Consider the following 25,643-nt stretch of genomic DNA (forward strand, 5'->3'; position numbering starts at 1 on the left):
ACCACTGACCGGACACGTTGAACGGCCGGAGGAGGCCGCCCGCCCGGACGAGACGCTCGCCGCGGTCGTACGCCGTACCGGTGCCTCCGCCGGGGGTGTGTACCTGCTGTCCGATGACGAGCCGGTGCTGCACCTGGTGGTGATGTGCGGCGTCTCGGCCGTGGTCGCCGCCCCGTGGCGGCGGGTGCCGCTCGCGACCGTCGGTCCGGTTTCCGACGCCGTACGGGAGGGCCGTCTGGTGTGGGTGGGCGGTCAGGACGACATGGCCCGCGTGTACCCGCGCACCGCGGCGGCCCTGCCCTACCGGTTCGCCATGGCGGCCGCGCCGCTCGACGGCGCCCGGCAGTGCTGGGGCGCTCTGCTGCTGTTGTGGCCGGCCAGCCATCCCACGGCGCTGACCCGCCGGGAGCGGGGTCACCTCACCTCCAGCGCCCGGCGCATCGGCCGTCTGCTGGACGAAGGCGCCGGGCGGCCGGTCATCCCGGACGAGCCGCGTTTCATCCGCCTGGACCGTGCGGTCTCGGGCCCGCCGCAGTCGGCGCTCGCGGCCGCGGACCTCGTCGAGCGCCTGCCGATCGGCACCATGGCGCTGGACCTGGAGGGTCGCGTCACGTACGTCAACACGGCCGCCGTCGATCTGCTGGGCCGCACCGCCGAGCAACTCCTCGGCACTCCGCCGTGGCAGACACTGCCCTGGCTGGACAACCCCGACTCCGAGGACCAATACCGCACCGCCGTCCTCAGCCGCGAGCCGGTCGCCTACACCGTTCTGCACCCGCCCGACCGGTGGCTCGACTTCCGGCTCTACCCCGCCGACAGCGGCATGAGCGTCCTGATCACCCCGAGTGACGGGAGCCGGCGCACGCCGCAGCCCGCCGGTACCCGGGGTCTCCTGCCGCCGTCCCCGGGCTCGCCCCGCCCCGCCACCGAGCACGGCGCCGCCGTGGGCCGGATCCACCAGTTGCTCCACCTCGCCGCGGCCCTGACGGAGACCGTGGGCGTACAGGACGTCATCGATCTGGTCGCCGACCAGGTCATGCCGGCCTTCGGAGCCCAGGGCATGGTCCTTTCCACGGCCGACGCCGGACGGCTCAACATCACAGGGCACCGCGGCTACGGGGCCCGAGCCGTCGAGCGCCTCGACGGCCTGCCCCTGGACACCGACCTCACGCCCGCCGGGCGCGTACTGGCCACCGGCGTCCCGGAGTTCTTCACCGACCCCACCGAGATGGCGCGGGCGCATCCGTCGGCGCCCGCGCTCAGCGGGAAGCAGGCCTGGGCCTTCCTGCCGCTGATCACCCGCGGCAGAACGGTCGGCTGCCTGATCCTTTCCTACGACCAGCCGCACGCTTTCACCGCCGGCGACCGCGCCGCCCTCACCTCCCTCGCCGGCCTCATCGCCCAGGCCCTGGACCGAGCGCGCCTCTACGACGCCAAGCACGACCTCGCCCACAACCTGCAACAGGCGCTGCTGCCGCACGCCCTTCCCACCCTGGCGGGGCTCGACGTCGCGGCGCGGTACCTTCCGGCGACACACGGCATGGAGATCGGCGGTGACTTCTATGACCTCATCCGCCTCACCGACACCACCGCTGCCGCGATCATCGGCGACGTGCAGGGCCACAACGCCACCGCCGCCGCCCTGATGGGACAGGTGCGCACGGCCATCCACGCCCACGCCACCGCCGGCGCGAACCCGGCCGAGGTCCTCCGCCGCACCGACCGAGTCCTGGCCGACCTCGACACCGAGCTGTTCGTCTCCTGCCTCTACGCCCACATCGACCTCGGCCGGCGGAGCATCGACCTCGCCAGCGCCGGACACCCGCCCGCGATCCTGCACCACCCGGGCGACCACCCGAGCCACCACGCCGACGCCCGCGTACTCGACATCGAACCCGGCCCGCTGCTGGGCATCGGCACGGACGCGCGCTTCCCCATCACCACCGTGCCGCTGCCGCCCGGGACCACCCTCGCCCTCTACACCGACGGCCTCGTCGAGGCTCCCGGCACCGACCTCACCCAGGCAGTCACCACCCTCGCACGGCGCCTCGCGGACGCCGGTGACCAGCCGCTGGACCACCTCGTCGACCACCTCATCCGGCGCACCGTGCCCACCGGCCGGCACACCGACGACATCGCCGTCCTCCTGCTGCGCACCCGGCCCCGGCCTCATCCGGTGGCGGCGGCGAATCCCAGGACGTAGGCCCCGGCGAAGAGCAGGGGGATCCACCGCTCGACCTGGTTCAGCGGCAGGTAGACGCGCCAGTCCCGGCCCTCGCCGAGCGCGCGCCACTCACCGGCCACGAAGGTGCGGGCCGGCAGCCGCTCCTCCAGCGCCGCGATCACCGCGAACTTGCCCCGGTTGAGCTGGTTGTAGGAGCGGACGGTGAACCACCAGGCGGCACACATGCCCAGCAGCACCAGCAGGGCCGCGAGGCCGAGGGCGACGGGCACGTCACGGTGGGGCCCCTGGGTCATCCAGGCGCCGAGGAAGGCGAGCAGAGCGGTGTGGAGGGTCAGGAAGAAGGTGTTGGCGAGGATGCGCCGGGCGCTGACCCGGTCGGCCATCTCCACGCACAGCTTGTACTGCTCGAAGACCGCGGCTCGGTACGTGGCCTTCGCCTCGCCGTACTCCTCCACGCCGATGGCGTCGTTCCACAGCGAGTCACCGATCTCGGCCATGGCGGCATCCCCCCGTAGTCGTCACACGCACCCGAACATACTGAAAAGATTACGTGCGTTGACCGGACGGCAGGGCATAACGCCCTTTGACGGAAGGTGAGTTGCTTGTCTGGGAGCGAACTGCCCGCGGACGACGTGGAGGCCATGCTGTCGGTCCCGCCGGAGAAGTTACGGAGGCATCCCCGGCTGCTGTACGCGCGGCGCGCGAGCGAGGCGGCCGCCAAGGCGCTGGCGTACGCGCGGGGCGGCGGCGCGCGGACGTACGACGACATGGCCTACCGCTACCTGTGCGCCTGCCCGCAGGTCCCGTTCCTCGGCGTGGAGACCCTGGCGGGCCACGCGGTGCGTGAGCGGCGGCGGCAGCGGGTCGGACTGCCCGACGATCTGGCCCGGCTCTCCGGGCAGCACGACTTCCTGGCCCACCGGCACCTCGTCGTTCCCGACGGGAAGGTCCGGGTCGGCATCGGACGGGGGCTGCTGTACGCCATGGCCGAACCCGGCGGCGAGGTCATCGGCAGGTTTCCGCTGGCCGTCCCCCACCGCATCCTGGACGAGGTCGCCGAGCCGCAGGACATACCTCGCCAGCCCACGATGTCGCTCTGGCGGAACCTGACCGAGTCGCGCTGGCTGCCCCTGGACGCGCTCATCGCGTACGGGCGCTTCCCCCTGATGCGCGAGGCGGCGTCCAGGCTGGCGCGCGGAGTCTTCCCCGGCCGGCATCACGTGTTCGTCTCGCACCGCTGGCTGGACGTCGATCAGCCCGACCCGGACGGCACGCAGGCGCGACTGGTCGCGTGGCACCTGTTCGCCTCGCTGTGCGAAGCGGTGCGCGTCGCCCACCGGCGTGGGCTGCACACCCCTCGCCGGGTGGCCTACGCCGCGATGAACATGCCGGTGGGCATGGCCGGTTCGGACCTGGCGGAGTGCCTGCTGGTCGGGGTCCTGAGGGAGACGCTGGACGAGACGTCACTGGTTCCCGTGGCCCAGGAGGTGGACCGGGTCGGCGTGGACCCGGTCGAGACGGGCGCCGCCCAGGCGTCCGACGACATCGGGCTGCGGCGCCTGAGGGCCATGCTCGACGACCTGCCCTCGCTGCGGCCGCTGCTGGAGCGGATCCACCTCTGGTACGACTACACCTGCGTACCGCAGGCCCCGCGCACCCCCGAGGAACAGGCGCTGTTCCGGCGGACCCTCGAATCGCTGGCCCTGCTGCAGTTCGCCGGCCGCACCCTGGTGCTACTGGACGACGTCGCCGACTACCTGGGGCGTGCCTGGTGCAGCCTGGAGGCGGTGACGTCGCTGGTCTCCACGGTGGGCGGGCCCCCCGACGTGCTGCTCACCGGCGGATCGGCACGGCCGTCGGGCCCGACCACGGAGGCCGAGTCGCTGCGCGGCCTGGTGCACGACCGCCAGCTCGTCATCTGGCGCGGGCTGCTGGACACGGAGCTGTTCCGGTCGCAGACCCGCGAGGAGTGCATGAGCCGGCTCGGGCTCTTCATGACGGAGCCGGGCGATCTCCCCTACCTCTACGACCGCATGCTCTCCTTCGCCGTACCGAACGGCCGCACGAGCCGTCAGGCCCTCGTCACGGGCGTGGTTCCGCTGCCCGACATGGGAGAGGGCAAGGTCCTGATTCCGGCGCCGGACTACGAGGGGTCCCAACCCGTCCGGGGCGAGCGGCCGGTCCGGGTGATCGGCTCCCTCGACGGGTGGGGCGGCCTGAACCTCCGGGGTTACGTCGAGGAGGGACACGCCGACGCCGGGCCTCCCGACGTCACGCCGTACTGGGACGTCCCGGCCGCCCCGGGAGCGGCCGCCGCCGGCACCACGCCGACCTGCCATGTGGCGGTCGTCGGCGAGTGCGAGGGAGAGGCCGTGCTCGTCGCGTCCTGGGTGCGACGGCACCACGCGGAGCTGGAGCAACTGCTCGGGGTCACCGTCGTCTCGGGGAGCTGGACCGCGGTGGACCCCGTCCCCGTGGGTCACCTGCCGCACGGCCGCCTGCGGGCGCGGCCCGTCCGGGCGGACGTGTGGGTGGTGGTGGGGAAGTCCGGCCTGGTGGCGAACGACGTGGGACAGGCGCTGTGCCGCGTGGTGTACGAGGCGCGCCTCCCGGCGATCACCGTGTCCCTGGACCTCTCCGCCGAGAACGTGAAGCAGGTCGTCGGTGATGTGGCGCCCGGCGCACCGCACAGCGCCCTGCTGTCCGGGTGGGGCGCCGGGTACGAGCACCCGGCGGGGCTGCTGTACATGCACCTGTACCGCCACCTGCTGCAATGGGGGGCTCCGGTCCGATGAGGGTGCCGCATGTGGGGGAGTTCATCGGAGGCGAGCTGGGACGCGTACTGCGCGCCCTCAGCGTGGCCTACCGGGAGGGGGACCACGCCGCCTTCAGCGCGCTGTGCCGCGAGCACGCCGCCGAGCTCGACGCCCGCCGGGACGAGTGGCTGCGGGTTCCGGAAGAACTGCGGGAGGGCTTCCGCCGGAACATGAACGCCCTCCGGGCCTATCCGCTGACGCTGCAACGGCTCGCGCGGGAGCTCGACTCGCTGGGACGTCCCGCCGCGCTGCGCCAACTGTCGGGCGCCGACCGGCCGGGAAACGCCCTGGAGAAGCTCCACGAGGCGGAGATCCTGGCCGAGGACGGGGAGTTCGAGGCCGCTGACGCACTGCTCCGCGAAGAGCTCGGCGAGGGGCGGGCCGACGACCACTGGGTGGCGGTCATCCACTCCCGCCTGGCCACGCACGCGGCCATGCGGGACGACCTCGACACCGCCATCGAGCACGCCCGCCGCTCGCACGAGCTGGCGGCACGCACGGGGAACCAGGGTGTGGCGAAGGCCGCCGCGGTCCTCGACGACCTGCTCACCGCCCGCGAGCTGCGGCGCGGCACGCCCGAGGGCCGTAGCGTGGGCGCCTGCCGGGACACCCTGACGCACGCGCAACAGCTCAGCGACCGGGCACTGTTCAAGGAGAGCAACCAGGTGCTGCTGGGGCTCCTCGACGAGCTGGACCCCCTCCCCGACGAGGCGCCCGCCCGCCGTCACCTGGGGAAGCTCTGCGGCTTGATGGGCCTGAACCACTTCCACACGGGCGAAACCGGCGAGGCCCGCGCCTGGACGCGCAAGGCCCTCCGGGAGTGCCGCCGACGCGGCGACCGGGTGGGCGAGGACGTCTACGCGGCCAACATGAAGGAGATCGACCGGACGACGTGACACGGCAGGCGCGGGTGCCACGGGCGTCCCGGGTGACGCGGCAGGCGCGGCGCCCGCCTGCCCCCGGCCGCCCCGGCCGCCCCGGGCGCCGGTCCCAGCGCCTGACCGCGGCCATGGTGAGACGCGCCGGGCGCGCACGGACCCGCCCATCTCGCCGGGTGGCGAGCCGGGACGCGCGCGCCGCCGACGGCTCAGGGCTTCGGTCCGCGTGCCACGGCCAGGTCGGTGAGCAGTGCTCCCCCGGGGTCGATCTCCAGCCAGGGCCCCTGCCTGACGAGGACGGCGATCCCGGCCGTGGGGAACTTCTCCCGGACCCGTTCCAGGGCGTCACCGAGCGCCTCCGCGGCCAGCAGCAGGATGAGCTCCTGAACGGCCGGGTTGTGGCCGACCAGCAGCAGCGTCCCCGCGTCGTCGGCGGTCTCGCGTATCACGGTGAGGAGGTCGGCGGCGTGGGCTCCGTAGAGCCGGCGGTCATGGCGTACGGGAGGCTGGGCGGGGAGCCGAGCGGCGGCGAGGTCCCAGGTGTGGCGCGCCCGGGTGGCGGTCGAGCAGAGGACCAGGTCCGGGGCGTAACCGGAGTCCCGCAGCCACTCCCCCGCGGCGGGTGCGTCGCGCAGGCCGCGCTCGGCCAGCGGCCGGTCGTGGTCGTCCACGCCCTGCGGCCGGGCGGACTTCGCATGCCGCAGGACGACCAGTCGGCGCAGTCCCGCCACGGCGCCTCCAGCCCGCGAGCAGTTGTCCCGTTGTTGCCAGCTTCCCACCCTCTACCGGTGCTGGCCAGGCACAATGCACGGGATCCACCTGGAGGCGCACAATTGACCCAGATGTGGCCCACGTCATACGTGAACGCACGGAGGTGGTCATGCATCCCGCAGCCCTCGTCGGTGCCGCCGCCGGCCGCCTCGCCCACCACGCCGTGTCCGGCATCGTCGGCGGTGTGCTCCTCCGGGGCGCCGCCAAGGCCGCTCCCAGGGCGAAGCCCGCCGCCCGCAAGGCGCTGGTCGGCGGCCTCGCGGGCGGGATCGTGGCCGGCCGGTGGCTGGGGTCGGCGGCGGAGGAGGCACGGCTCAAGGCCGGGGACATGCTCGCGGAGGCCCGCTCCTCGCTCGGTGAGGAGGCTCCGCCACCGTCCGCCGTCGACATCGGTGGCCACGAGCACGATCACGATCACGAGCACTGATCATGTCCGGCGTACTGGTGCGTTCGGTCGCCGCCGGGCGTGTGCGGCTGACCATTCCGTGGCTGCGGGCGCGGCCGGGGTGCGCGGGGCTGGTCGACGAGCGGCTCGCGGACCAGCCGGGGTTCCGCGCGCTGCGGATCTTCCCCCGCACCGGGAGCGTCGTCATCTGGGCCGAGCCCGATCGCCTCGACGTCGACCGGCTGGTGGCCGCGCTCGACGAGGCTCCGCCGCCGTCCGTGCCGGCCAAGCGGAGCCGGTCGGTGCCCGACTCGTCCACCGGGGAGCTCGCCCGGCTGGTCGTGGGCGGAGCGGTACTCGCCGTGGTGGCCGTGCACCGGCTGGTGCTGCGCCGGCCACCGTGGGTCAGCGGGGGCCGGTCCGGTTTCCTGGGCGCGGTGACGGTCTTCAGCGGCCTGCCCTTCTTCCGTGGGGCGCTGCGCACCATGACGGGACGGCAGCATCCGGGCACCGACACGCTGGTCACCGCCGCGACGTTCATCTCGCTGCTGCTGCGCGAGAACGTGGTGGCGCTCACCGTGCTGTGGCTGCTGAACATCGGCGAGTTCCTCCAGACGATCACCCTGCGCCGCACCCGCCGCGCCATCGAAGAGCTCCTCAGCATCGGGGAGGAGCGGGTGTGGCTGATGCGCGAAGGCGTCGAGGTGGAGGTGGCCCTGGAGGACGTGGAGGCCGGTGACGTCGTCGCCGTCTACGAGCACCACAAGATCCCGGTGGACGGCGTGGTGACCGGCGGCGAGGCGCTGGTCGACCAGGCCGCCATCACGGGCGAGGCCCTGCCCGTCTACGCCCGCGAGGGTTCCGAGGTGTACGCGGGCACCGTCGTCACCTCCGGCTCCCTGGCGATCCGGGCGGTGTCCGTGGGCAGTGACACGACCGTCGGGCGGATCATCGGCCGGGTCGAGGAGGCCCAGTCCGACCGGGCGCCCATCCAGACCGTCGCCACCCGCTTCACCCGCCGCTTCGTGCCCGTGTCGCTGGCGCTCGCGGCGGGGACGTACGTGCTCACCCGCGACGCCCGGCGCGCGATGACCATGCTGCTCGTGGCTTGCCCGTGCGCCGCCGGCCTCGCCACGCCGACCGCGATCAGCGCCGCCATCGGCAACGGCGCCCGGCACGGCACCCTGATCAAGGGCGGCACGCACCTGGAGGGCGTCGGCCGGGTCACCGCCGTCGTCTTCGACAAGACCGGCACCCTCACCCTCGGCCGCCCGCTGGTCACCAGCGTCGTCGCCTTCCACGAGGACTACACCGCCGACGACGTCCTGCGTCTCGCGGCCTCCGGCGAACGCCACGCCCTCCACCCCGTCGCCCAGGCCATCGTCACCCGCACCGAGGAGCAGCACCTGCACATCCCCATCCACCAGGCGTGCGAGGTGGTCCTGGGCATGGGGATGCGCGCCGAGCTCGACGGCACCCGGCTGCTCGTCGGCAGCCCCGCCCTGCTGCGCCGCCACGGGCTGGAGCTGACACAGGTCGCCCAGGAGTGGACCGAGCAGTTGCGCCGCCAGGGTGAGACGGTCATCTGCCTCGCCCACGATGACGACCTCATCGGCATGCTGGGCGTCTCCGACGCCGTGCGCACCGCCGCCGGCCCGGTGGTCCAGCAGCTCCGTGACCTGGGCGTCCAGCGGATCGTCCTGCTGACGGGCGACGCGCCCGAGACCGCCCAGGCGGTCGCCGACGCCCTGGACATCGCGGAGGTCCACGCCCACGCCCTGCCCGAGGCGAAGCTCCAGCTCATCCGCGACCTCCAGGAGGAGGGGCACATGGTCGCCATGGTGGGCGACGGCACCAACGACGCGCCCGCGCTCGCCCTCGCGGACGTCGGCATCGCCATGGGCGAGCACTCCTCCCACGTGGCCCTGGAGACCGCCGACATCGCCCTCGCCGGCAACGACCTCCGCCAGGTCGCCGCCGTCGTCGAGCTCAGCCGGCACACCCTTCGTGTCGTACGGCAGAACTACGGCCTGGCCATCGGCGTCAACCTCGCCGGCCTCCTCGCCGGCGCGGGCGGCTCCATCAACCCCGTCGTCGCCGCCCTGCTGCACAACACCAGCAGCATCGCCGTCGTCGGCAACTCCGCCCGCCTCGTCAACCACACCCCGCACCTCCCCGGCGAAACGGGGCAACGACTCGCCGCGGCCCCGCTCGCACCGAACCGGGTGCGCTGATCACCGCCACCGGCGGTCAGCGGCGCGCGCCGTCCCGTCAGTCCTCAGTCCTCCTCGGTCAGTTCCTTGAGGGCGATGTTGAGCTTGAGGACGTTGACCCCGGGCTCACCCATGAAGCCGAGGATCCGGCCGTCGGTGTGCTCCTTGACCAGGCGGTCCACCTGCTCGACGGAGAGGTTGTTGCGCTCCGCGACCCGGCGGACCTGGAGCCTGGCGTACTCGGGCGAGATGTGCGGGTCCAGGCCGGACGCGGAGGACGTGACGGCGTCGGCCGGCACCTCCGACGGCTTGACCGGGTGGCCGGCGGTGGAGTTGTCCTTGACGACGGCGGCCTTGGCCTCCTTCACCCAGCGGATGAGCTCGGCGTTGTCGCCGGACCGGTTGGTGGCACCCGAGAGGAGGAGCTGGTACCGGGTGTTGACGGTGTTGGTGCCCAGGCCGTTGGAGGGGCGGGGCTGGAACCACTTCAGGTCCGGCGCGGGGGTCTCCTCGCCCTGCTTCAGCGGGAGGTCGTAGCGCTGGCCGATGAGTTCGGAGCCGACGACCTCGCCGTCGCTGCGGATCTCTGAGCCGTTGGCCTTGTGGGCGAAGAGGCCCTGGGCGACGCCGGTGACGGCGAGCGGGTAGAGCACGCCGCAGACGACGGTGAGGACGAGCAGGGCCCGCAGCCCCGCTCCCAGCAGCCGGGCTGTGTTGTGTACGGAGTTGGTCATGGCAGGTCAGCCGATTCCGGGGAGGAGGAGGGAGAGGAGCAGGTCGATGAGCTTGATGCCGATGAACGGGGCGATCAGGCCGCCGAGGCCGTAGACGGCGAGGTTGCGGCGGAGCATCTTGTCGGCGCTGGTGGGCCGGTAGCGCACGCCCTTGAGGGCGAGCGGCACCAGCGCGACGATGATCAGCGCGTTGAAGATGACGGCGGACAGGATCGCCGACTCGGCGGACGCCAGGCCCATGATGTTGAGCTTGTCCAGGCTCGGGTGAGCGACGGCGAACATCGCGGGGATGATGGCGAAGTACTTCGCCACGTCATTGGCGATCGAGAACGTGGTCAACGCCCCTCGGGTGATGAGGAGTTGCTTGCCGATCTCGACGATCTCGATGAGCTTGGTCGGGTTGGAGTCGAGGTCGACCATGTTCCCGGCCTCCTTGGCGGCCGAGGTGCCGGTGTTCATCGCCACCCCGACGTCGGCCTGGGCGAGCGCCGGAGCGTCGTTCGTACCGTCACCGGTCATCGCCACGAGCTTGCCGCCCGCCTGTTCCCGTTTGATGAGCGCCATCTTGTCCTCGGGCGTGGCCTCGGCGAGGAAGTCGTCGACCCCGGCCTCGTCCGCGATGGCCCTGGCGGTGAGCGGGTTGTCACCCGTGATCATGACGGTTTTGATGCCCATGCGCCGCAGCTCGTCGAACCGCTCGCGCATGCCCTCCTTGACGACGTCCTTGAGGTGGATCACGCCCAGAACGCGCGCGCCCTTGCCGTCCTCCACAGCCACCAGCAGCGGCGTGCCACCAGCCTCGGAAATCCGGTCCGTGAGTGCCTGCGCGTCCTCGGCGACACGTCCGCCCCGCTCCTTCACCCACGCCACGACCGAACCCGTGGCCCCCTTGCGTACCTTGCGCTCCTCGCCGTCCTCGGTGAGGTCCACGCCCGACATACGGGTCTGGGCCGTGAAGGCCACCCACTCGGCGTGGGCGAGTTCTCCCTGGTGGCGCTCGCGCAGCCCGTACTTCTCCTTCGCCAGGACGACGACCGAGCGGCCCTCGGGCGTCTCGTCGGCGAGGGAGGACAACTGGGCGGCATCGGCCACCTCGGCCCCGGTGGCGCCCGCGACGGGGACGAACTCGGCGGCCTGGCGGTTGCCGAGCGTGATGGTGCCGGTCTTGTCGAGCAGCAGGGTGGAGACGTCACCGGCGGCCTCGACCGCCCGGCCCGACATGGCGAGCACGTTGCGCTGCACGAGCCGGTCCATGCCCGCGATGCCGATCGCCGACAGCAGGGCGCCGATCGTCGTGGGGATCAGGCAGACCAGCAGTGCGGTCAGCACGATGAGGGACGTCTGCTCGTCGGCTCCGGCGTAGACCGCGAACGGTTTGAGGGTCACGACCGCGAGCAGGAACACGATGGTCAGCGAGGCCAGCAGGATGTTCAGCGCGATCTCGTTGGGCGTCTTCTGCCGTGCCGCGCCCTCCACCAGGTTGATCATGCGGTCGATGAAGGTCTCACCGGGCTTCGTCGTGATCTTCACGACGATCCGGTCGGACAGCACCTTCGTACCGCCCGTGACCGCCGACCGGTCGCCGCCGGACTCGCGGATGACCGGCGCCGACTCGCCCGTGATCGCGGACTCGTCGACCGAGGCCACGCCCTCGACGACGTCACCGTCGCCGGGGATGACGTCGCCGGCCTCGCAGACCACCAGGTCACCGACGCGCAGTGCGGTGCCGGGCACGGGTTCCTCCCGCTCGCCGACGAGCCGGCGCGCCACGGTGTCCGTCTTGGCCTTGCGCAGCGTGTCCGCCTGTGCCTTGCCCCGGCCCTCGGCGACGGCCTCCGCCAGGTTGGCGAAGACCGTGGTCAGCCACAGCCACACGGCGATCGCCCAACCGAACCAGTCGCCCGGGTCCTCGCAGGCCAGCACGGTGGTGACCACCGAGCCGATCAGCACCACGAACATCACGGGGGACTTGACCATCACCCGGGGGTCGAGCTTGCGGATCGCGTCCGGGAATGACGTGATGAGCTGCTTGGGGTCGAACAGGCCGCCTCCCACGCGGCCGGGGCCGTCGGGCCGGTGGCCGGTGGGCACGTCCTGGTGCGGCGCGCGGGTCGGGGTGGCGGTGGACATGGAGCCCGGCTCCTCTGGCTTCCTTACGTTGGTGGTCATGCCGCCAGCCCTTCGGCGAGCGGTCCCAGCGCGAGCGCCGGGAAGTAGGTCAGCCCGGTGACGATGAGGATCGTTCCGACCAACATCCCCGTGAACAGGGGCTTTTCGGTGCGTAGCGTGCCCGCCGTCTTCGGTACGGGCGTCTGCTCGGCGAGCGAGCCCGCCAGCGCGAGGACGAACACCATCGGGACGAACCGGCCGAGCAGCATCGCCAGCCCGATGGTGGTGTTGAACCACGGCGTGTCGGCGTTGAGCCCCGCGAAGGCGGAACCGTTGTTGTTGGCGCCGGAGGTGTAGGCGTACAGGACCTCCGAGAAGCCGTGCGCACCGGAGTTGGTCATCGAGCCGGTGGTGCTGTCCAGCGTCATCGCGGCGGCGGTGAAGCAGAGCACCAGCGCCGGGGTGACGAGGATGTAGCAGGCGGCGAGCTTGATCTCCCGGGTGGAGATCTTCTTGCCCAGGTACTCGGGTGTACGGCCGACCATCAGGCCCGCGATGAACACCGCGATGACCGCCATGATGAGCATCCCGTACAGACCGGAGCCCACCCCGCCGGGCGCGATCTCGCCCAACTGCATGCCGAGCATGGTGATGCCGCCGCCGAAGCCCGTGTACGAGGAGTGGAAGGAGTCCACCGCGCCCGTCGACGTCAGCGTCGTCGATACGGCGAAGACCGACGAGGCGCCGATCCCGAAGCGGGTCTCCTTGCCCTCCATGGCCCCGCCCGCGGCCTCGAACGCCGGGCCGTGGCCCGCGAACTCGGTCGCCCACATCAGCAGGACGAAGCCGAGCCAGATCGTCGCCATCGTCGCGAGGACCGCGTATCCCTGCCGCAGCGAGCCGACCATCCGGCCGAAGGTACGCGTCAGCGCGAAGGGGATGAGCAGGATCAGGAAGATCTCGAAGAGGTTGGTGAAGCCGTTCGGGTTCTCGAAGGGGTGGGCGGAGTTGGCGTTGAAGTAGCCGCCTCCGTTGGTGCCCAGCTCCTTGATGACCTCCTGCGAGGCGACCGCGCCGCCGTTCCACTGCTGCGAGCCGCCCATGAACCGGCCGACCTCGTGGATGCCGGCGAAGTTCTGGATCACGCCACAGGATACGAGGACGATCGCGCCGATCACCGAGATCGGCAGCAGGACGCGCATGACACCGCGCACCAAGTCGGCCCAGAAGTTGCCCAGTTCACCGGTGCGGGACCGCGCGAAGCCCCGCACGAGAGCGACGGCGACCGAGATGCCGACGGCGGCGGAGACGAAGTTCTGCACCGCCAGGCCGCCGGTCTGCACGACGTGGCCCATGGCCTGTTCGCCGTAGTACGACTGCCAGTTGGTGTTGGACACGAAGGACGCGGCGGTGTTGAACGCCTGGTCCGGGTCGATGGAGGCGAAGCCCAGGGAGCCGGGCAGGCTGCCCTGGACCCGCTGCAGCAGATAGAGGAACAGAACGCCGGCCGCCGAGAATGCCAGGACACCGCGCAGGTAGGCGGGCCAGCGCATCTCGGCGTCGGGGTTGGCGCCGATGGCCTTGTAGACCCACTTCTCGACCCGCAGGTGGCGGTCGGAGGAGTAGACGCGTGCCATGTAGTCGCCCAGGGGGCGGTACGCGAGGGCCAGCGCGGCGACGAGTGCGAGCAACTGGAGGACAGCCGCGAGGAAGGGGCTCATTTCGGTGCTCAGAACCTCTCCGGCCGCACGAGGGCGAGGACGAGGTAACCGAGCAGGGCGACGGCCGCGATCAGACCGATGATGTTCTCGATCGTCACAGCTTCGCCACCCCCTTGGCGATGGACGCCACCAGCGCGAAGACCGCGACCGTGGTGACGACGAAGGCCACGTCGGCCATCAAAAGCTCCTCAAAGAGGTTTGGATGAAAATCGGACCTCTAGAGAAAAACGCCTTTTCGGCCAGACATGTCGTCCGTTGACACTGCCCTTACGGCCGCGCGACCGCCCTTGATGACTTCCTAGCGACGCAGCGGGCGCTGCCCCCGGAGGGCTCGGCCGAGCGGCGGGTCAGAACTTCCCCGGGTACCTGCGGGCGAGGACCAGGTAGCCGACCAGGCATACGGCGACGACCAATCCGACCACGTTCTCGGCGCGCATCAGCGGCTCCACTCTCTTCGGGACAGACGGGGTGCGGGGCCCGGTGGGGCCCGTGCCGTTGATTCTGTGGCGGTGCCCCGGGGGAGGGAGTCCCGCGTTGACACCTCTCTGATGCCGTCCCGTCCCACCTTTCCGGCTTGTTGACGCTCACGGGGTCCGACCAGTCGCACCGAGGGTCGGCTCCCGGCGTCTACCGGCTCTGGCACACTGACCGGACCTCGTGAAGGAGTGAGTGTCGGTATGTCGATGGTCGGAAGCCTGCGCAAAATGGCCCGCCGGGCGCGGCCCCGGCGCCGTGTGGACCTGAGCCACCCGGCCCGCTCACCGCTCGGCAGCACCGTGGTCAACTGCGTGGTCTACCGCGACGGGCACCGGCTGACGGGCGCCGAGGGGCTGGAGGAGTCCCTTCGGCAGGTCCGCAAACGCGGCGGCGGTTTCGTCTGGACCGGGCTGCACGAGCCGTCCGAGGAGGAGTTCGCCGGAGTGGCCGCGCTCTTCGGTCTCCACCCGCTGGCCGTCGAGGACGCCGTACACGCGCACCAGCGGCCCAAGCTGGAGCAGTACGACGACGTGCTCTTCGCCGTCTTCAAGACGGTCACCTACGTCGAGCACGAGCGGCTGACAGCGACCAGTGAGGTCGTCGACACCGGCGAGATCATGGTCTTCACCGGCCCGGACTTCGTCGTGACCGTACGGCATGGCCGGCACGGCTCTCTCGGGCCGGTGCGCGAGGGGCTGGAGGCCGACACCGAGCAGCTCGCCAAGGGCCCGTCGGCCGTTCTGCACGCGATCGCCGACCACGTCGTCGACGAGTACCTGGCCGTCGTCGAGGCGGTGCAGGACGACATCGAGAAGGTCGAGACCGATGTGTTCGTCCCTCGCGGGTCCAAGGCCCCCGACGCCGGCCGCGTCTACCAGCTCAAGCGCGAACTGCTCGAACTGAAGCGCGCCGTGATCCCTCTCGCGCGCCCGCTCACCACCCTCGCCACCCGGCCGACCCCGGCGGTCGACGCCGCAATACAGCCGTACTTCCGCGACGTCGCCGACCATCTCGCCCGCGCCACCGAGCAGATCACCGCCTTCGACACCCTGATCGACTCCATCCTCCAGGCACATCTGGCCCAGGTGACCGTCGCCCAGAACGAGGACATGCGCAAGATCACCGCCTGGGCCGCCGTCATCGCGGTGCCCACCATGGTGTGCGGCGTGTACGGCATGAACTTCGACCACATGCCCGAGCTGCGCTGGACCTTCGGCTATCCGCTGGTACTCGGTGTCATCGCGGTGGCCTGCTTCCTGATCCATCGCGGGTTCAGGCGCAACGGCTGGCTGTGACCCTCCGAGGTCGGCCCCGGGTGAGAATCCCGCCCGATGGGCCGGTCACCGGTGCGCCGCCCCCGCCGACGTGCGGTGTACTGGTGATATGTCCGGCGGATGCCCGCGTGCGGGTACGTCGGAGCGGAGGTGGACCTGCGGTGAGCGAGGACGACAACGGTGAGCAGCCCGCCGCCGCCTCCGCCGATGCGATGGAGCGGCTGGTCCTCATGGAGGGCGCGGTGGAGCAGATCGGCACGGCTCTGGACGAGCGCGTAGTCTGCGGTCAACTCGCCGAGTTCCTGGTCCGACACCTGTGCGAGGCCGCCATCGTCGACCTCGTCCCGCCCGGCGCCACGCGCGGCGAGGGACGGATGAGGGAGCCGTGGCAACGTGTGGCCTCGGTGGGCCGGGAAGCGTTGGTGGACAGCATCGCGCCGGGGCGCGACCTGTCGGTGACGGCGATGGACGAAGGGCACCCGATCACCGAGTCGGTGTCGCTCTCGGGTGGTCCCGTGCACTGCTTGTCCGTGCCGCTGGTGGCACACGGGCACCTGTTCGGAACGGCGGTGGCCATCCGTCCGCGTGTCCCGTTCACGGACGAGGACACCGCGGTCGCCCACTTCGCGGCACGGGTCGCGGCGGTCCACCTGGGTCACGTACGCGAGTTCTCCCAGGTACGGAGCACGGCGCTGAACCTCCAGCGCGCCCTGATGGCCGAGCCCGGCCGGCCGCACCCCAACCTGGACCTCGCCACGCGCTACCTGCCGGCCGGCGGCGGGGCACTCGTGGGCGGCGACTGGTTCGAGACCGTACGGCTCCACTTCGGGCGCACCCTGCTGGTGATGGGTGACGTCATGGGACACGGGCTGGACGCGGCCGTCGACATGAACGCCTACCGCTCCATGCTGCGTTATGTGGCCTCCACCGACCTGCCGCCGCACCGGGTGCTGCGCCAGCTCGACTCCGCCGTCTCGGAGGAAGGCACCCGCCGCCCCGCGACCTGCCTCCTCGTCCGCGTGGACCCGGCCCGCGGCGTGGCCACGTTCTCCAGCGCCGGGCACCCACCGCCCGCCGTATTCGCCGCCGACGGCACCGGCGACCTCATCGACGTCCCCGTCGGCCCTCCGCTCGGCACCGGCTTCGGCGGCTATGAACCGGCCACGCGACGCCTCGCGCACGACGAGACGCTGCTCATGTACACCGACGGCCTGGTGGAGCGCCGCAACGAAGACATCGACGTCTCCATCGCCCGCCTCGCGGCCCTGCGCCTGACTCCCGGTACCACCGTACGCCGGCTCCTCGACGAGGTGCTGCACCACCTCGACGCCCACCACGCCGAGGACGACGTCGCCGCGCTCGCCGCCCGCATCCGCCACCGCCCCGGCCTCCACTGACGATGCGTCAACCACACGGCGCCGGTCCGATGCCGCGACTTGGCCACTGCGCGGGTCACCCGCGCTCGCACGTCAACGCGTGGAGCAGGAACGGCTGTTCGATGTCTGTTCACGGGTGGGGAACGCCAATAGGCTGAGCGGCCTTCGCGTTCTGGGGAGGTCTCGTGAACGGTCTGCGTGCGGTCGTCATGTGCCTTGTGATCGCGTGTGCCGCGGTGGTGTCGCCGGCCGGGGCCGTGACGCCTGCCGCGGCCGTGACGCCTGCTGCGGCTGGCACGCCGCGCTGGTCGGCGCTGCCGGTGCCGGCGGCGGCCCCGCCGGTGACCGTGTCCGGTCTCGCCGCCCGTGGGCCGGCCGAGGCGTGGGCGACCGGGTACGAGCACGCCGCCGATGGACTGCGGCCGGTGCTGTACCGGTGGGACGGCACGGCGTGGAGCCGGGACACCACCTTCCCCGGCGCCGGTGAGCCGGGCCGGCTCGGCAAGGCGCAGTTCGTCGGCGAGGATGTGTGGATCTGCCACAACCGCGTGGGGGCCGGGGAGATCCTGCGCCGGTCGGCGGGAGGGTGGAGCGCCGTCCCGCTGCCGCAGACCCTCTGGACGTACCAGGACTTCACCGCGGTACCGGGCGCCGCGTGGGTGGTCGGTGAGGACGACACCGGGCTGAAGGTGTTGCACTACGACGGTTCCCGCTGGACCACACAGCCCACCCCGGACGGTGTGCTGTTCCTGATGGGGGTCACCGCGCGTACCGCCACCGACGCCTGGGCTTGGGGGGACACGAACACCGGGACCACCGTCCTGCGCTGGGACGGCACGGCGTGGCGGGACGCGAAGGTGCCGCTGCCGCCGAACGGCAACGTTCACACGATCCTGCCCGAACCGTCCGGCCGGGTCACGATCGGCGGCAGCCAGTACACGGACGGCGTGGCCCGCACCTACCTGATGACCCGTAACGGGCACGCCTGGCGCACCACCTACCCACCACTGGGCGACACCTCCACCGAGGCCATGGCGCACGGCCCGGACGGCGCGCTGTGGCTGCCGGTGCGCAGCGACCGCGCGTTCCAGTCCAAGTACGCGCGGGTGGACGGTCCCCGCACCGCCTTCTCCTACGGCCCGGAGCGCGGAGGCGCGATCGACGTCACACCGCGTGCACTGGCGAGGGCCGGGCTCTCACTGCTGTCCTTCGGGACCGCCGAGATCTACGGCTCAAAACCGAACCTGATGAGCGAACGGCTGGGAGGCTGATCATGGTGCGTCGACTTCTCGTCGCGGCGCTCGCTGTCGTCATGTCCCTCACGACCCTCACGACACTTACGACCTCCATGAGCTCGGCAGCGGCGCAGACCCTCTCCTGGCAACACGTTCCGGTCCCGGAGCGGTTACGCCCACAGGCGGGGCTGAACGAGGCCGTGGCGTTCGGGCCGGACCGGGCGTGGGCGGTGGGTGCCGACGCCGTCGGTCGCGAGGCGCCGGGCTTCCCGCTGGTGCTGCGGTGGGACGGGACCGCGTGGCAGCGCCAGAGCCTGCCCGGGATCGGCTGGCAGGGAGAGCTGCTGTCCATCGCCGCGACCTCACCGACCGCGGTCTGGGCGGTCGGCCGCGACTCGGCGGGCGGTGCCCACCTGCTCCGCTTCGACGGCACCGCCTGGTACGAGAGCCGGTCACCGCGCGGTGTCGTGCTGACCAGGGTCGTCGCCGGCGGCGGTGAGACCTGGCTGATCGGTTCGCGGGACGGCGCACAGGCATTGCTGCGCTGGGACGGGCGCGGCTGGCGGGACGTGCCGGTGCCGCCGGGGTCCGTGTACGGCCTGCACATCCTGGCGGCCGACGACGTCTGGGCCGCGGGTGCCACCGACTCGGGTGCGGCCGTCTCGCACTGGAACGGGCAGGCGTGGCAGCAGACGATCGTGCACGGGTTCCCCCGGTCCGCCGTGGGCAGTGTGCTCGCGGTCTCGCCGACGGAGGTGTGGGCGGGCGGCACGGCCGGGTTCGTGGGCGGTCCGGTCGGCCGGCCGATCCCGCCCCTGCTGGTCCGCTGGGACGGGGAGGCGTGGAGCAAGGTGGCCGTGCCCACGGACTTCGGCTCGATCAGCTCACTGGCGTCCACCACGTCCGGCGACCTGGCCTGGGTCTCGGTGGCCAACTCGCAGAAGTGGGGCCCGCCGGGCAGCTATCCGCCGTTCGTCCCCGGGCCGGACTTCCTCGCCTGGAACGGGCAGTCGTTCACCGAGTACAGCGAACCGGCCGTGCCCGGCGAGGGTGACTCCCGGACGCTGCGCCTGGCACCGGTGCCCGGCACGGCGACGGTGTGGTCCGTCGGCCGCGCCGACGGCCCCGAGGGCACCTTCGCCCCGCGCGTCCTGCGGTTCGGCCGGTGAACGGTTGTACCGTTTCGTCCGCCGGGTCGAGGACACGGCGACCGTGCGGGTGCCCCTGCGGCCGTTGGGGCGAGGGTGACCGTGACGCCGTGGGGCCGGGCTCCGACTGCGCGGCCGGGTCCGGGCACCGGCCCCATCACCGCGTCACCCGAGCGGCAGCGTGTGGCGGGCCCTCGGGCGGCTCCACGTGTGAGGCTGGATCTGCTGCCGGAGGTGAGTCGAGGCGTGGACGTCGAACTGACATATCGCAAAGGGCTTCTGCGCGCGATCGGCGGCGTGCCGGTCACCTACGGCAAGCGGGAGTGGCTGGACAGCACACCTCGCGCTCCGGGTCCTTGGCCGCTCGAGTACCAGCGGTTCGGTTCCACGCTGCGCGCCGTCGGCGGCGTCGGGATCACCTACCGCCGGTGGTCCAGCCTGCCGCTCACCGTCGGCGAGTGGAGCTGTGAACACAGCAGGTTCGGCGGGAGCCTGCGGCGCATCGGACCCTACGAACTGCGGTACGACCGACTCGGCAGCCGGGTGTGCGGCGTCGGCCCGCTCGACATCTTCTACGACCGGGGCGGCAGCCGTCCCATTCGCGTACGGCTGCACGGCGAGGGCGACTCGCTCCCCGACGACCTCCTCCTCGCGCTGTTCCTCGTGCTGTTCTGGCAGCAGCAGAGCCGGGAGGCCGCCCGGGCCAGGAGCTGACCGGCGAAGCAGCCGGCCCCGAGCCCGAGGAGCCGACCGCCGGGGAGGGCGTACCGTCGGTTCAGGCGAGGTTCGCCGGAGACGGCCGCGTCGCCCCGGACGCCAGCTCCAGCAGCTCGTCCACCGTCCACTGGTCGTAGGCGTGTTCGCCGTACTTCACGGCCAGGACGGTGCCGTCGGGGGCGAGGAGGACGTCCGCGGGCAGGCCCAGGCGACCGTGGGGCTGACGCCGGGACGGCAGGCCTTCGCGGCCGCGCAGCAACATCGCCGTGCTGCGAAGGAGCGCCCGCAGCACGTGCGGCCACGCCCGGGGGTCCAGCAGGGCTCGTCGCGCCGACTCGACGCCGAACTCCGCGTACAGCCGCTTGGTGGGGTCGGCGATGACGGCGAACGGGAGGTCGGCCGCGTACTGCCGCAGCTCCTTCGCGGGCGAGTGGAAAACCACGACCTCACGGACGCCGGCCGCCTCGATCTCGCCGTACCGCCGCACGATCGACCGCAGGTGGAGATTGCAGACCGGGCAGCCGGCGAAGCGGCGGAACTGAAGGTGGGTCAGCCGGTCGGCGTCCGGGACGCCGACCGGCGGGCCGCAGACCGGGGAGAGGGACCGTGAGCTGACGACAGAGCCGGGGACCAACTGCTTTTCGGACGTGCGCATGACGAACCCCTCTGTAGGTGTACAGCATACGCTAACGAGCGTACGTGTAGGGCGTACGCTGTCAACCGTCATGCCACGTCCCCGTTCCCTCACCCAGGACCAACTGGCCTCGGCCGCCCTCGCCGTCATCGACCGCGAGGGGCTCGCGGGCCTCTCGATGCGCGCCGTCGCCCAGGAACTCGGCCTGAGCACGATGGCGCTCTACCGGTACGTCGACGACCGCGACGAACTCGAAAGGCTGGTCGTCGAGCTGGTGCTCGGCACCGTCGACAGCGCCCCGCCCGCCGCCGACACGCCATGGCGTGAACGGATCGAGGTCATGGTGACGCGCCTGCGCGACGCCGTGAGCGCCCATCCGGCCGTCGTACCGCTGACCCTCACCCACCGGCACCGCTCCCGCGCCGGGCTGCGCTGGTCGGAATCGGTGCTCGCCATCCTCACCGAGGCCGGTTTCGCAGGCGAGCAGCGGGTGATCGCGCTGCGCGGCCTGCTCGGCTACGTCATCGGCGCGATCCAGTTGGAACACCTCGGGCCCCTGTCCGGCGAGGGCACCGTCGCCATCTCCGCCCTGCCTCCGGACGAGTTCCCGTACATGACCGAGACCGCGCGGCACGCCCAAAACGTCAGCCCCGACGAGGAGTTCCTCGGCGGCCTCGCCGTACTGCTGCGCGGCCTCCGCGCCAGGTGACCCGGGCCCGTCACCGCTGCTGACGGAGGGGCGGCTCCGGGGCCGCGTCGCACGTCCGTGAGCGACTGGTGGCAGCAGGCGTCACAGGCGGCGGGCCTCGCCCTCCTCGCCGGTCGCCGTCCCGCGGCGGCCCCGCGTGATCCGAACGGCCGGTCACCTCGTGGGTCGGCCGTTCTGGCGTTCCCGGTACGGCAGGCCCGCGATCGCGGCCGAACGGCCGCCCGCCCAGGGCCGACCGGCCCTGCCCCGTGCCACCCGCCGGACCGATGCTGAGGACACGGGGAACCGGCCCGCATGGCCGTGGCCCCTACCGGACCTACGAGGAAGGCATGCGATGACCCCTGCGATCACCGTAGGAGTGGACGGCTCCCCCGAAAGCCTGGCGGCGGTGGACTGGGCCGCCGACGAGGCCGTGCTCCGTGGAGCGCCGCTGCGCCTGGTACACGCCTGGCTCTGGCAGCCCCTCGACGTGCCCGTCGTACAGGACCGGGAGACACAGGCGAAGTCCGCCCGCGCCATCCTGCGGGAGGCCGAAACCCGGGTCGGAGGCCGGCACCCGCGCTTGGCGTTCGTGTCCGAGGTCGTGTCGGACACCGCCGTGTCCGCCCTGCTGGGTGAGGCGGAGCGCGCCGAGATGCTGGTCCTGGGCTCCCGTGGACATGGGCCCCTCGTCGGGTTCCTGCTGGGCTCGTACGGACAGCAGGTCATCGCCGCGTCTCCCATCCCCGTCGTCTCGGTCCGTGCCGCGAGGGACGGGGCACAGCCCTCCGACGGTGACGTGGTCGTGGGACAACAGGGATCTCCGGAGGAGAGCGCCGAGGTGCTGGGTTTCGCCTTCCGGGCGGCGGCGGCACGGGGTACCGCCGTGCGCGCGGTACGGGCGTGGAGCCTGCCGCCCGTCTACGCCTACAGCCCGGGCTCGCTGCGGCTGGCGGACGAGGCGGGCGGTCTGGTGCCGTTCGAGGAGAAGGCGCTGCGGGAGGCTCTCGCACCCTGGCGCGACCGGTTCCCCGATGTTCCGGTCGTCGAGCACGTGGAGATGGGCAGTGGCGGCCAGGTGCTCCTGGCTGCGGCGGCCGGGGCGCGGCTCCTCGTCGTCGGACGACGCATCCGGCACTCCCCCATCGGTATGCGCATCGGCTCCGTCGCGCACGCCGCCCTGCACCACGCGCCGTGCCCGGTGGCCGTCGTCCCCCATGCCTAGCCGTACGCGTGGACATACGTCAGGGCCCTCCGGCCGTTCCCGGACGCGGTCGGTCGCCACCGGTCCGAACGCGCGTGGGTCGGCAACCCTGTCGAGTACGAGCGACCTCGCCGCCGGCCGTTCCAGGGAGGCAACGGTCCCTGCCACAGGCCCAGCAGTCCTGGCAGACCGCACGGCACGCGGCGGGGCGCCATGAGGGACCTTCGGCCCCCCGTGGAGGGCCTGCGGACCTGCCGCCCTCGCTCCACCGAGTGGTGGGCTTGCGACGTGGGTGGCCTCGCATCACCGCCCCTGACCTCAGGAAGGCAGTCCATGACCATCACCCCCATCACGCTGACGGCGCAGGCACAGGACAGCGGGCCGGCAGCCCTGGCACTCACCGGTGAGCTGGACCTGGACACCGCCGCGCGCATCGAGCCGGAGTTGTTGCTGGCGACATCGCGGGGTTGCGGAGACCTCGTCCTCGACCTGGCCGGCCTCACCTTCTGCGACACCGCCGGGGTCGAGCTGTTCCTGCGCCTGCAACGGCGATGTGCCACGGACGGGGTCCGGCTCAGTCTGCGCCGCATTCCACGCCGGCCGGGCAGGGTGCTTCGTGTCCTCGGCGTGGACCGCGCGATCCCGTGCACGTTCGTCTGAGGAGCGGTGTACCGGCCGTCGAGGGCCCGCCCGAAAGGTCCGTTCGGCCCTGGCCCTTGAGGGTGGACGCGTAAACGCTCGATGTCAGGCCGAGGGCGGATTCGGCACGAAACCGCGGTGAAGGGTGCGCACGATGAACGACTACGCGGGGACCGCGGAGGTTCGCCGTGAGGTGGCACCCCGGCACCTGACGCCGCTGTCCCGCACCGAGGCTCTGCGGCTCCTGGGAACCGTCCCGCTGGGACGGGTCGTCTTCACGCACCAGGCGCTGCCCGCGGTACGCCCCGTCAACCACTGTCTGGACGGCGACGACGTCATCGTGGGCATCCACGACGGTACGACGCTCGCCTCCCTGACGGCTCCCGCCGACGGTCCGGGCCTGGTCGTGGCGTACGAAGCCGATGTGATCGACCCGGACACCCACCTGGGCTGGAGCGTGGTCGTCACCGGATACGCGCGCCTGGTCGCGGACTTGGACCGGCTGCACCACTACAGGTCCATGCTCCGGCCGTGGGTGACAGGGGCCATGGACCACGCCCTTCGTATCCAGGCCGACCTGGTCACCGGGTTCCGACTGACGGTCGCCCCCGGCGGTGACCACATCCGTGCGTGACGGCAGCACCGCCGAAGCCGCCGGTGTGTCACCGTCCTCGTGGTGGGGGGGCGGCACACCGGCCGCGGTCACGCGCCGCCCGAGGCGGCCAGGGGAGCACGCCACACCAGGCGGCTGCCACCGCCTGCCGATCCTTCGATCTCGAACGTGCCGCCGACCGCACGCGCCCGTTCCTCGAGGTTGTGCAGGCCGCTGCGGCGACCGCCCTCGGGGATGCCCCTGCCGTTGTCGGCCACCGTGAGGACGACCTCGTCGGCGGTGGCCCGCACGGTGACCTCCACCCGTGTCGCGTGCGCGTGCCGGGCCGTGTTGCTGAGCGCCTCCGTGAGCGCCGCCATGATGTGATCCGCCACCTGCACCGGCACGTCGGTGTCCAGCAGGCCCTCCATGCTGAGCCTGGGCGGATAGCCGAGTGCCGAGCCGGCTTCGCCGACGGCACGGGCGACCCGCGCGCGCAGGCTGGGACCGGTGTCCCCCTCGCGGGCCCGGAGACCGAAGATGGTCGACCGGATGATCTTGATCGTCTCGTCCAGATCACCGACGGCCCGCTCGACCCGTTCGACCGCGCCCTTGTGCTCAACCAGTCGCGCGGCGCTCTGGAGCGTCATGCCGGTCGCGAAGAGCCGCTGGATGGCCAGGTCGTGCAGGTCCCGGGCGATACGGTCCCGGTCCTCCAGCAGGGCGAGCTGCTCGGCGTCGTGCCGGCGCTCGGCCAGCTCCAGAGCGAGTGCCGCCTGCCCCGCGAAGGCGAGCAGGGGGTCCAGTTCCTCGTCCGTGAAGACCGGCCCGTCCGTCGAGCGTGCCAGCAGCAGGACGCCGCGCGTGTCCTCGGCACCGGTGCCCAGCGGCACGGCGACGGCCGGGCCCAGCCCCTCGAACCGCCGGGGCCCGGCGTGATACCGCGCGTCGTCGGGCAGGGAAGTGGTGGCGACGGGGCTGCCGGACTTGTAGGCGGCGCCGGACAGGGTGCCGTCCACAGGAACGACCAGGCCCCGCCGCGCGTCCTCGTCGGCTCCGATCGCCAGCTCTACCACCAGGTCATCGGTTCCCGCGACCGGCACCGACACGTCCGCGAGCCCGGTTCCGGTGATCTCCTTGGCTCGCCGGGCGATCAGTTCCAGGACTTGGAGCCTGGGGCTCCCGGAGAGCAGGCTGTTGGTGATCTCCGCGTTGGCCTGGAGCCACCGCTGCTGACGCTGCGAGTTCTCGTACAGCCTGGCGTTGTCGATGGCCACGCCCGCGGCCACGGACAGCGTGGAGATCACCGACTCGTCCTCGGCGTCGAAGTCCTGGCCACCCCGCTTGTCGGTCAGATACAGGTTGCCGAAGACCTCGTCCCGGACGCGGATCGGCACACCCAGGAACGTACGCATCGGCGGGTGGTGCGGCGGAAAACCGTACGACGACTCATGAGCGCTGATGTCGCGCAGCCGCAGCGGTTCCGGGTTGTGGATGATCTCCCCGAGCAGCCCGTGCCCGGCAGGGAGGGGACCGATCTTCGCGATCTCCTCCTCTGTGAGACCAGTGGTCAGGAACTGCGACAGCGTGCGACCGTCCGGACCGATGACTCCGAGGGCCCCGTAGCGGGCGTCCACGAGCTGGGCGGCGGCCTCGACGATGCGGCGCAGCACCTGTGCCAAGTCGAGTTCACGACCCACCGAGACCACGGCTTCCAGCAGGCTGTGAACCCGGTCCCTGGTCCCGCGAGCGGCGTTGATGCGCGCCTGCAGCTCCTCCAGCAGCTCGTCCAGCCGCATCTGAGGCATCCGTGACAACGGCTCCTCCGCTCCCACAGGCCCCTCCTC

The 25,643-nt window shown here is 71.9% G+C and carries 23 protein-coding genes; 14 read left to right on the forward strand and 9 right to left on the reverse strand.

What is annotated here, in order from left to right:
* Positions 1-4 precede the first annotated feature (4 nt).
* Positions 5-2,203, forward strand: a complete 2,199-nt coding sequence (locus ACZ46W_RS00695) for a SpoIIE family protein phosphatase (protein WP_468332322.1) — start codon at positions 5-7, stop codon at positions 2,201-2,203.
* Here the strand turns inward: ACZ46W_RS00695 and ACZ46W_RS00700 are convergent.
* On the reverse strand, positions 2,170-2,682 hold the full coding sequence (locus ACZ46W_RS00700) for a RipA family octameric membrane protein (protein ID WP_468329129.1): 513 nt from the start codon (positions 2,680-2,682) through the stop codon (positions 2,170-2,172). The two genes, ACZ46W_RS00695 and ACZ46W_RS00700, sit on opposite strands and share 34 nt — an antisense overlap.
* Positions 2,683-2,787: 105 nt before the next feature.
* On the opposite strand from ACZ46W_RS00700, the gene ACZ46W_RS00705 reads away from it, so the two are divergent.
* Both ACZ46W_RS00705 and ACZ46W_RS00710 read left to right on the forward strand, forming a co-directional pair.
* On the forward strand, positions 2,788-4,980 hold the full coding sequence (locus ACZ46W_RS00705) for a hypothetical protein (protein WP_468329132.1): 2,193 nt from the start codon (positions 2,788-2,790) through the stop codon (positions 4,978-4,980).
* 11 nt (positions 4,981-4,991) lie between these two features.
* Positions 4,992-5,897 (forward strand): hypothetical protein, encoded by a 906-nt coding sequence (locus ACZ46W_RS00710; protein WP_468329135.1) that lies wholly within the window; start codon positions 4,992-4,994, stop codon positions 5,895-5,897.
* Positions 5,898-6,088: 191 nt separating this feature from the next.
* Here ACZ46W_RS00710 and ACZ46W_RS00715 read toward each other — a convergent pair whose 3' ends face one another.
* Positions 6,089-6,610, reverse strand: coding sequence for a SixA phosphatase family protein (locus tag ACZ46W_RS00715; RefSeq protein WP_468329138.1), 522 nt, complete (start codon positions 6,608-6,610; stop codon positions 6,089-6,091).
* Between the two features lie 149 nt (positions 6,611-6,759).
* Here ACZ46W_RS00715 and ACZ46W_RS00720 point away from each other — a divergent pair, with 149 nt between their 5' ends.
* Positions 6,760-7,077, forward strand: a complete 318-nt coding sequence (locus ACZ46W_RS00720; protein ID WP_468329141.1) for a DUF1490 family protein — start codon at positions 6,760-6,762, stop codon at positions 7,075-7,077.
* 2 nt (positions 7,078-7,079) lie between these two features.
* The gene (locus ACZ46W_RS00725; protein WP_468329144.1) at positions 7,080-9,269 is read left to right on the forward strand and encodes a heavy metal translocating P-type ATPase; all 2,190 of its coding nucleotides are present in this window, start codon (positions 7,080-7,082) and stop codon (positions 9,267-9,269) included.
* Positions 9,270-9,313: 44 nt separating this feature from the next.
* Here ACZ46W_RS00725 and ACZ46W_RS00730 read toward each other — a convergent pair whose 3' ends face one another.
* From ACZ46W_RS00730 to ACZ46W_RS00750, 5 genes are all read right to left on the reverse strand, one after another.
* Complete coding sequence (locus tag ACZ46W_RS00730; protein ID WP_468329147.1) at positions 9,314-9,982, reverse strand: potassium-transporting ATPase subunit C; 669 nt, start codon at positions 9,980-9,982, stop codon at positions 9,314-9,316.
* Between the two features lie 6 nt (positions 9,983-9,988).
* Positions 9,989-12,151, reverse strand: coding sequence for a potassium-transporting ATPase subunit KdpB (kdpB, locus tag ACZ46W_RS00735; protein ID WP_468329149.1), 2,163 nt, complete (start codon positions 12,149-12,151; stop codon positions 9,989-9,991).
* Positions 12,148-13,812: a potassium-transporting ATPase subunit KdpA gene (kdpA, locus tag ACZ46W_RS00740; protein ID WP_468329152.1), complete on the reverse strand. Its 1,665-nt coding sequence runs from the start codon at positions 13,810-13,812 to the stop codon at positions 12,148-12,150. Before kdpA ends, kdpB begins: the two co-directional genes overlap by 4 nt.
* An 8-nt stretch (positions 13,813-13,820) precedes the next feature.
* Positions 13,821-13,910 (reverse strand): K(+)-transporting ATPase subunit F, encoded by a 90-nt coding sequence (gene kdpF / locus ACZ46W_RS00745; RefSeq protein ID WP_468329155.1) that lies wholly within the window; start codon positions 13,908-13,910, stop codon positions 13,821-13,823.
* 249 nt (positions 13,911-14,159) lie between these two features.
* Entirely contained in the window at positions 14,160-14,249 is a 90-nt protein-coding gene (locus tag ACZ46W_RS00750; protein ID WP_468329158.1) for a K(+)-transporting ATPase subunit F, read from the reverse strand.
* Positions 14,250-14,489: 240 nt separating this feature from the next.
* Between ACZ46W_RS00750 and ACZ46W_RS00755 the strand changes: the two genes are divergently transcribed.
* The 5 genes from ACZ46W_RS00755 (at position 14,490) to ACZ46W_RS00775 (ending at position 20,036) form a co-directional block, all read left to right on the forward strand.
* Positions 14,490-15,584: a magnesium and cobalt transport protein CorA gene (locus ACZ46W_RS00755; RefSeq protein ID WP_468329161.1), complete on the forward strand. Its 1,095-nt coding sequence runs from the start codon at positions 14,490-14,492 to the stop codon at positions 15,582-15,584.
* 191 nt (positions 15,585-15,775) lie between these two features.
* Positions 15,776-16,960 carry a PP2C family protein-serine/threonine phosphatase gene (locus ACZ46W_RS00760; protein WP_468332325.1) on the forward strand — a complete coding sequence of 395 codons (1,185 nt, stop codon included), beginning with the start codon at positions 15,776-15,778 and terminating at the stop codon, positions 16,958-16,960.
* Between the two features lie 164 nt (positions 16,961-17,124).
* Positions 17,125-18,210: a hypothetical protein gene (locus ACZ46W_RS00765; protein ID WP_468329164.1), complete on the forward strand. Its 1,086-nt coding sequence runs from the start codon at positions 17,125-17,127 to the stop codon at positions 18,208-18,210.
* Between the two features lie 2 nt (positions 18,211-18,212).
* Positions 18,213-19,343: a beta propeller repeat protein gene (locus ACZ46W_RS00770; RefSeq protein ID WP_468329167.1), complete on the forward strand. Its 1,131-nt coding sequence runs from the start codon at positions 18,213-18,215 to the stop codon at positions 19,341-19,343.
* A 225-nt stretch (positions 19,344-19,568) separates the two neighbouring features.
* Positions 19,569-20,036 carry a hypothetical protein gene (locus tag ACZ46W_RS00775; RefSeq protein WP_468329170.1) on the forward strand — a complete coding sequence of 156 codons (468 nt, stop codon included), beginning with the start codon at positions 19,569-19,571 and terminating at the stop codon, positions 20,034-20,036.
* A 61-nt stretch (positions 20,037-20,097) separates the two neighbouring features.
* On the opposite strand, the gene ACZ46W_RS00780 is transcribed toward ACZ46W_RS00775, so the two are convergent.
* Positions 20,098-20,694 (reverse strand): peroxiredoxin-like family protein, encoded by a 597-nt coding sequence (locus tag ACZ46W_RS00780; RefSeq protein ID WP_468329173.1) that lies wholly within the window; start codon positions 20,692-20,694, stop codon positions 20,098-20,100.
* A gap of 70 nt (positions 20,695-20,764) precedes the next feature.
* On the opposite strand from ACZ46W_RS00780, the gene ACZ46W_RS00785 reads away from it, so the two are divergent.
* The 4 genes from ACZ46W_RS00785 (at position 20,765) to ACZ46W_RS00800 (ending at position 23,838) form a co-directional block, all read left to right on the forward strand.
* Positions 20,765-21,382 (forward strand): TetR/AcrR family transcriptional regulator, encoded by a 618-nt coding sequence (locus ACZ46W_RS00785; protein ID WP_468329176.1) that lies wholly within the window; start codon positions 20,765-20,767, stop codon positions 21,380-21,382.
* 334 nt (positions 21,383-21,716) lie between these two features.
* Positions 21,717-22,586: a universal stress protein gene (locus tag ACZ46W_RS00790; protein WP_468329179.1), complete on the forward strand. Its 870-nt coding sequence runs from the start codon at positions 21,717-21,719 to the stop codon at positions 22,584-22,586.
* Between the two features lie 312 nt (positions 22,587-22,898).
* A complete protein-coding gene (locus tag ACZ46W_RS00795) occupies positions 22,899-23,225 on the forward strand; it encodes an STAS domain-containing protein (protein ID WP_468329182.1) in 327 nt (108 codons plus the stop codon).
* A gap of 133 nt (positions 23,226-23,358) precedes the next feature.
* On the forward strand, positions 23,359-23,838 hold the full coding sequence (locus ACZ46W_RS00800; RefSeq protein WP_468329185.1) for a pyridoxamine 5'-phosphate oxidase family protein: 480 nt from the start codon (positions 23,359-23,361) through the stop codon (positions 23,836-23,838).
* Positions 23,839-23,906: 68 nt separating this feature from the next.
* On the opposite strand, the gene ACZ46W_RS00805 is transcribed toward ACZ46W_RS00800, so the two are convergent.
* Positions 23,907-25,604, reverse strand: a complete 1,698-nt coding sequence (locus tag ACZ46W_RS00805; RefSeq protein ID WP_468329188.1) for a sensor histidine kinase — start codon at positions 25,602-25,604, stop codon at positions 23,907-23,909.
* Between the last annotated feature and the right edge of the window lie 39 nt (positions 25,605-25,643).

The organism is Streptomyces sp. NPDC031064, from assembly GCF_055570965.1.

Excerpts from the sequence above, each read along its gene's own strand:
- kdpA (WP_468329152.1), bottom strand. The coding sequence starts at position 13,812 with ATGAGCCCCTTCCTCGCGGCTGTCCTCCAGTTGCTCGCACTCGTCGCC.
- ACZ46W_RS00730 (WP_468329147.1), bottom strand. The coding sequence starts at position 9,982 with ATGACCAACTCCGTACACAACACAGCCCGGCTGCTGGGAGCGGGGCTG.
- ACZ46W_RS00725 (WP_468329144.1), top strand. The coding sequence starts at position 7,080 with ATGTCCGGCGTACTGGTGCGTTCGGTCGCCGCCGGGCGTGTGCGGCTG.
- ACZ46W_RS00700 (WP_468329129.1), bottom strand. The coding sequence starts at position 2,682 with ATGGCCGAGATCGGTGACTCGCTGTGGAACGACGCCATCGGCGTGGAG.
- ACZ46W_RS00780 (WP_468329173.1), bottom strand. The coding sequence starts at position 20,694 with ATGCGCACGTCCGAAAAGCAGTTGGTCCCCGGCTCTGTCGTCAGCTCA.
- ACZ46W_RS00760 (WP_468332325.1), top strand. The coding sequence starts at position 15,776 with ATGGAGCGGCTGGTCCTCATGGAGGGCGCGGTGGAGCAGATCGGCACG.
- ACZ46W_RS00790 (WP_468329179.1), top strand. The coding sequence starts at position 21,717 with ATGACCCCTGCGATCACCGTAGGAGTGGACGGCTCCCCCGAAAGCCTG.
- ACZ46W_RS00720 (WP_468329141.1), top strand. The coding sequence starts at position 6,760 with ATGCATCCCGCAGCCCTCGTCGGTGCCGCCGCCGGCCGCCTCGCCCAC.
- ACZ46W_RS00785 (WP_468329176.1), top strand. The coding sequence starts at position 20,765 with ATGCCACGTCCCCGTTCCCTCACCCAGGACCAACTGGCCTCGGCCGCC.
- ACZ46W_RS00800 (WP_468329185.1), top strand. The coding sequence starts at position 23,359 with ATGAACGACTACGCGGGGACCGCGGAGGTTCGCCGTGAGGTGGCACCC.
- ACZ46W_RS00795 (WP_468329182.1), top strand. The coding sequence starts at position 22,899 with ATGACCATCACCCCCATCACGCTGACGGCGCAGGCACAGGACAGCGGG.
- ACZ46W_RS00770 (WP_468329167.1), top strand. The coding sequence starts at position 18,213 with ATGGTGCGTCGACTTCTCGTCGCGGCGCTCGCTGTCGTCATGTCCCTC.
- kdpB (WP_468329149.1), bottom strand. The coding sequence starts at position 12,151 with ATGACCACCAACGTAAGGAAGCCAGAGGAGCCGGGCTCCATGTCCACC.
- ACZ46W_RS00755 (WP_468329161.1), top strand. The coding sequence starts at position 14,490 with ATGTCGATGGTCGGAAGCCTGCGCAAAATGGCCCGCCGGGCGCGGCCC.
- ACZ46W_RS00750 (WP_468329158.1), bottom strand. The coding sequence starts at position 14,249 with ATGCGCGCCGAGAACGTGGTCGGATTGGTCGTCGCCGTATGCCTGGTC.
- ACZ46W_RS00805 (WP_468329188.1), bottom strand. The coding sequence starts at position 25,604 with ATGCCTCAGATGCGGCTGGACGAGCTGCTGGAGGAGCTGCAGGCGCGC.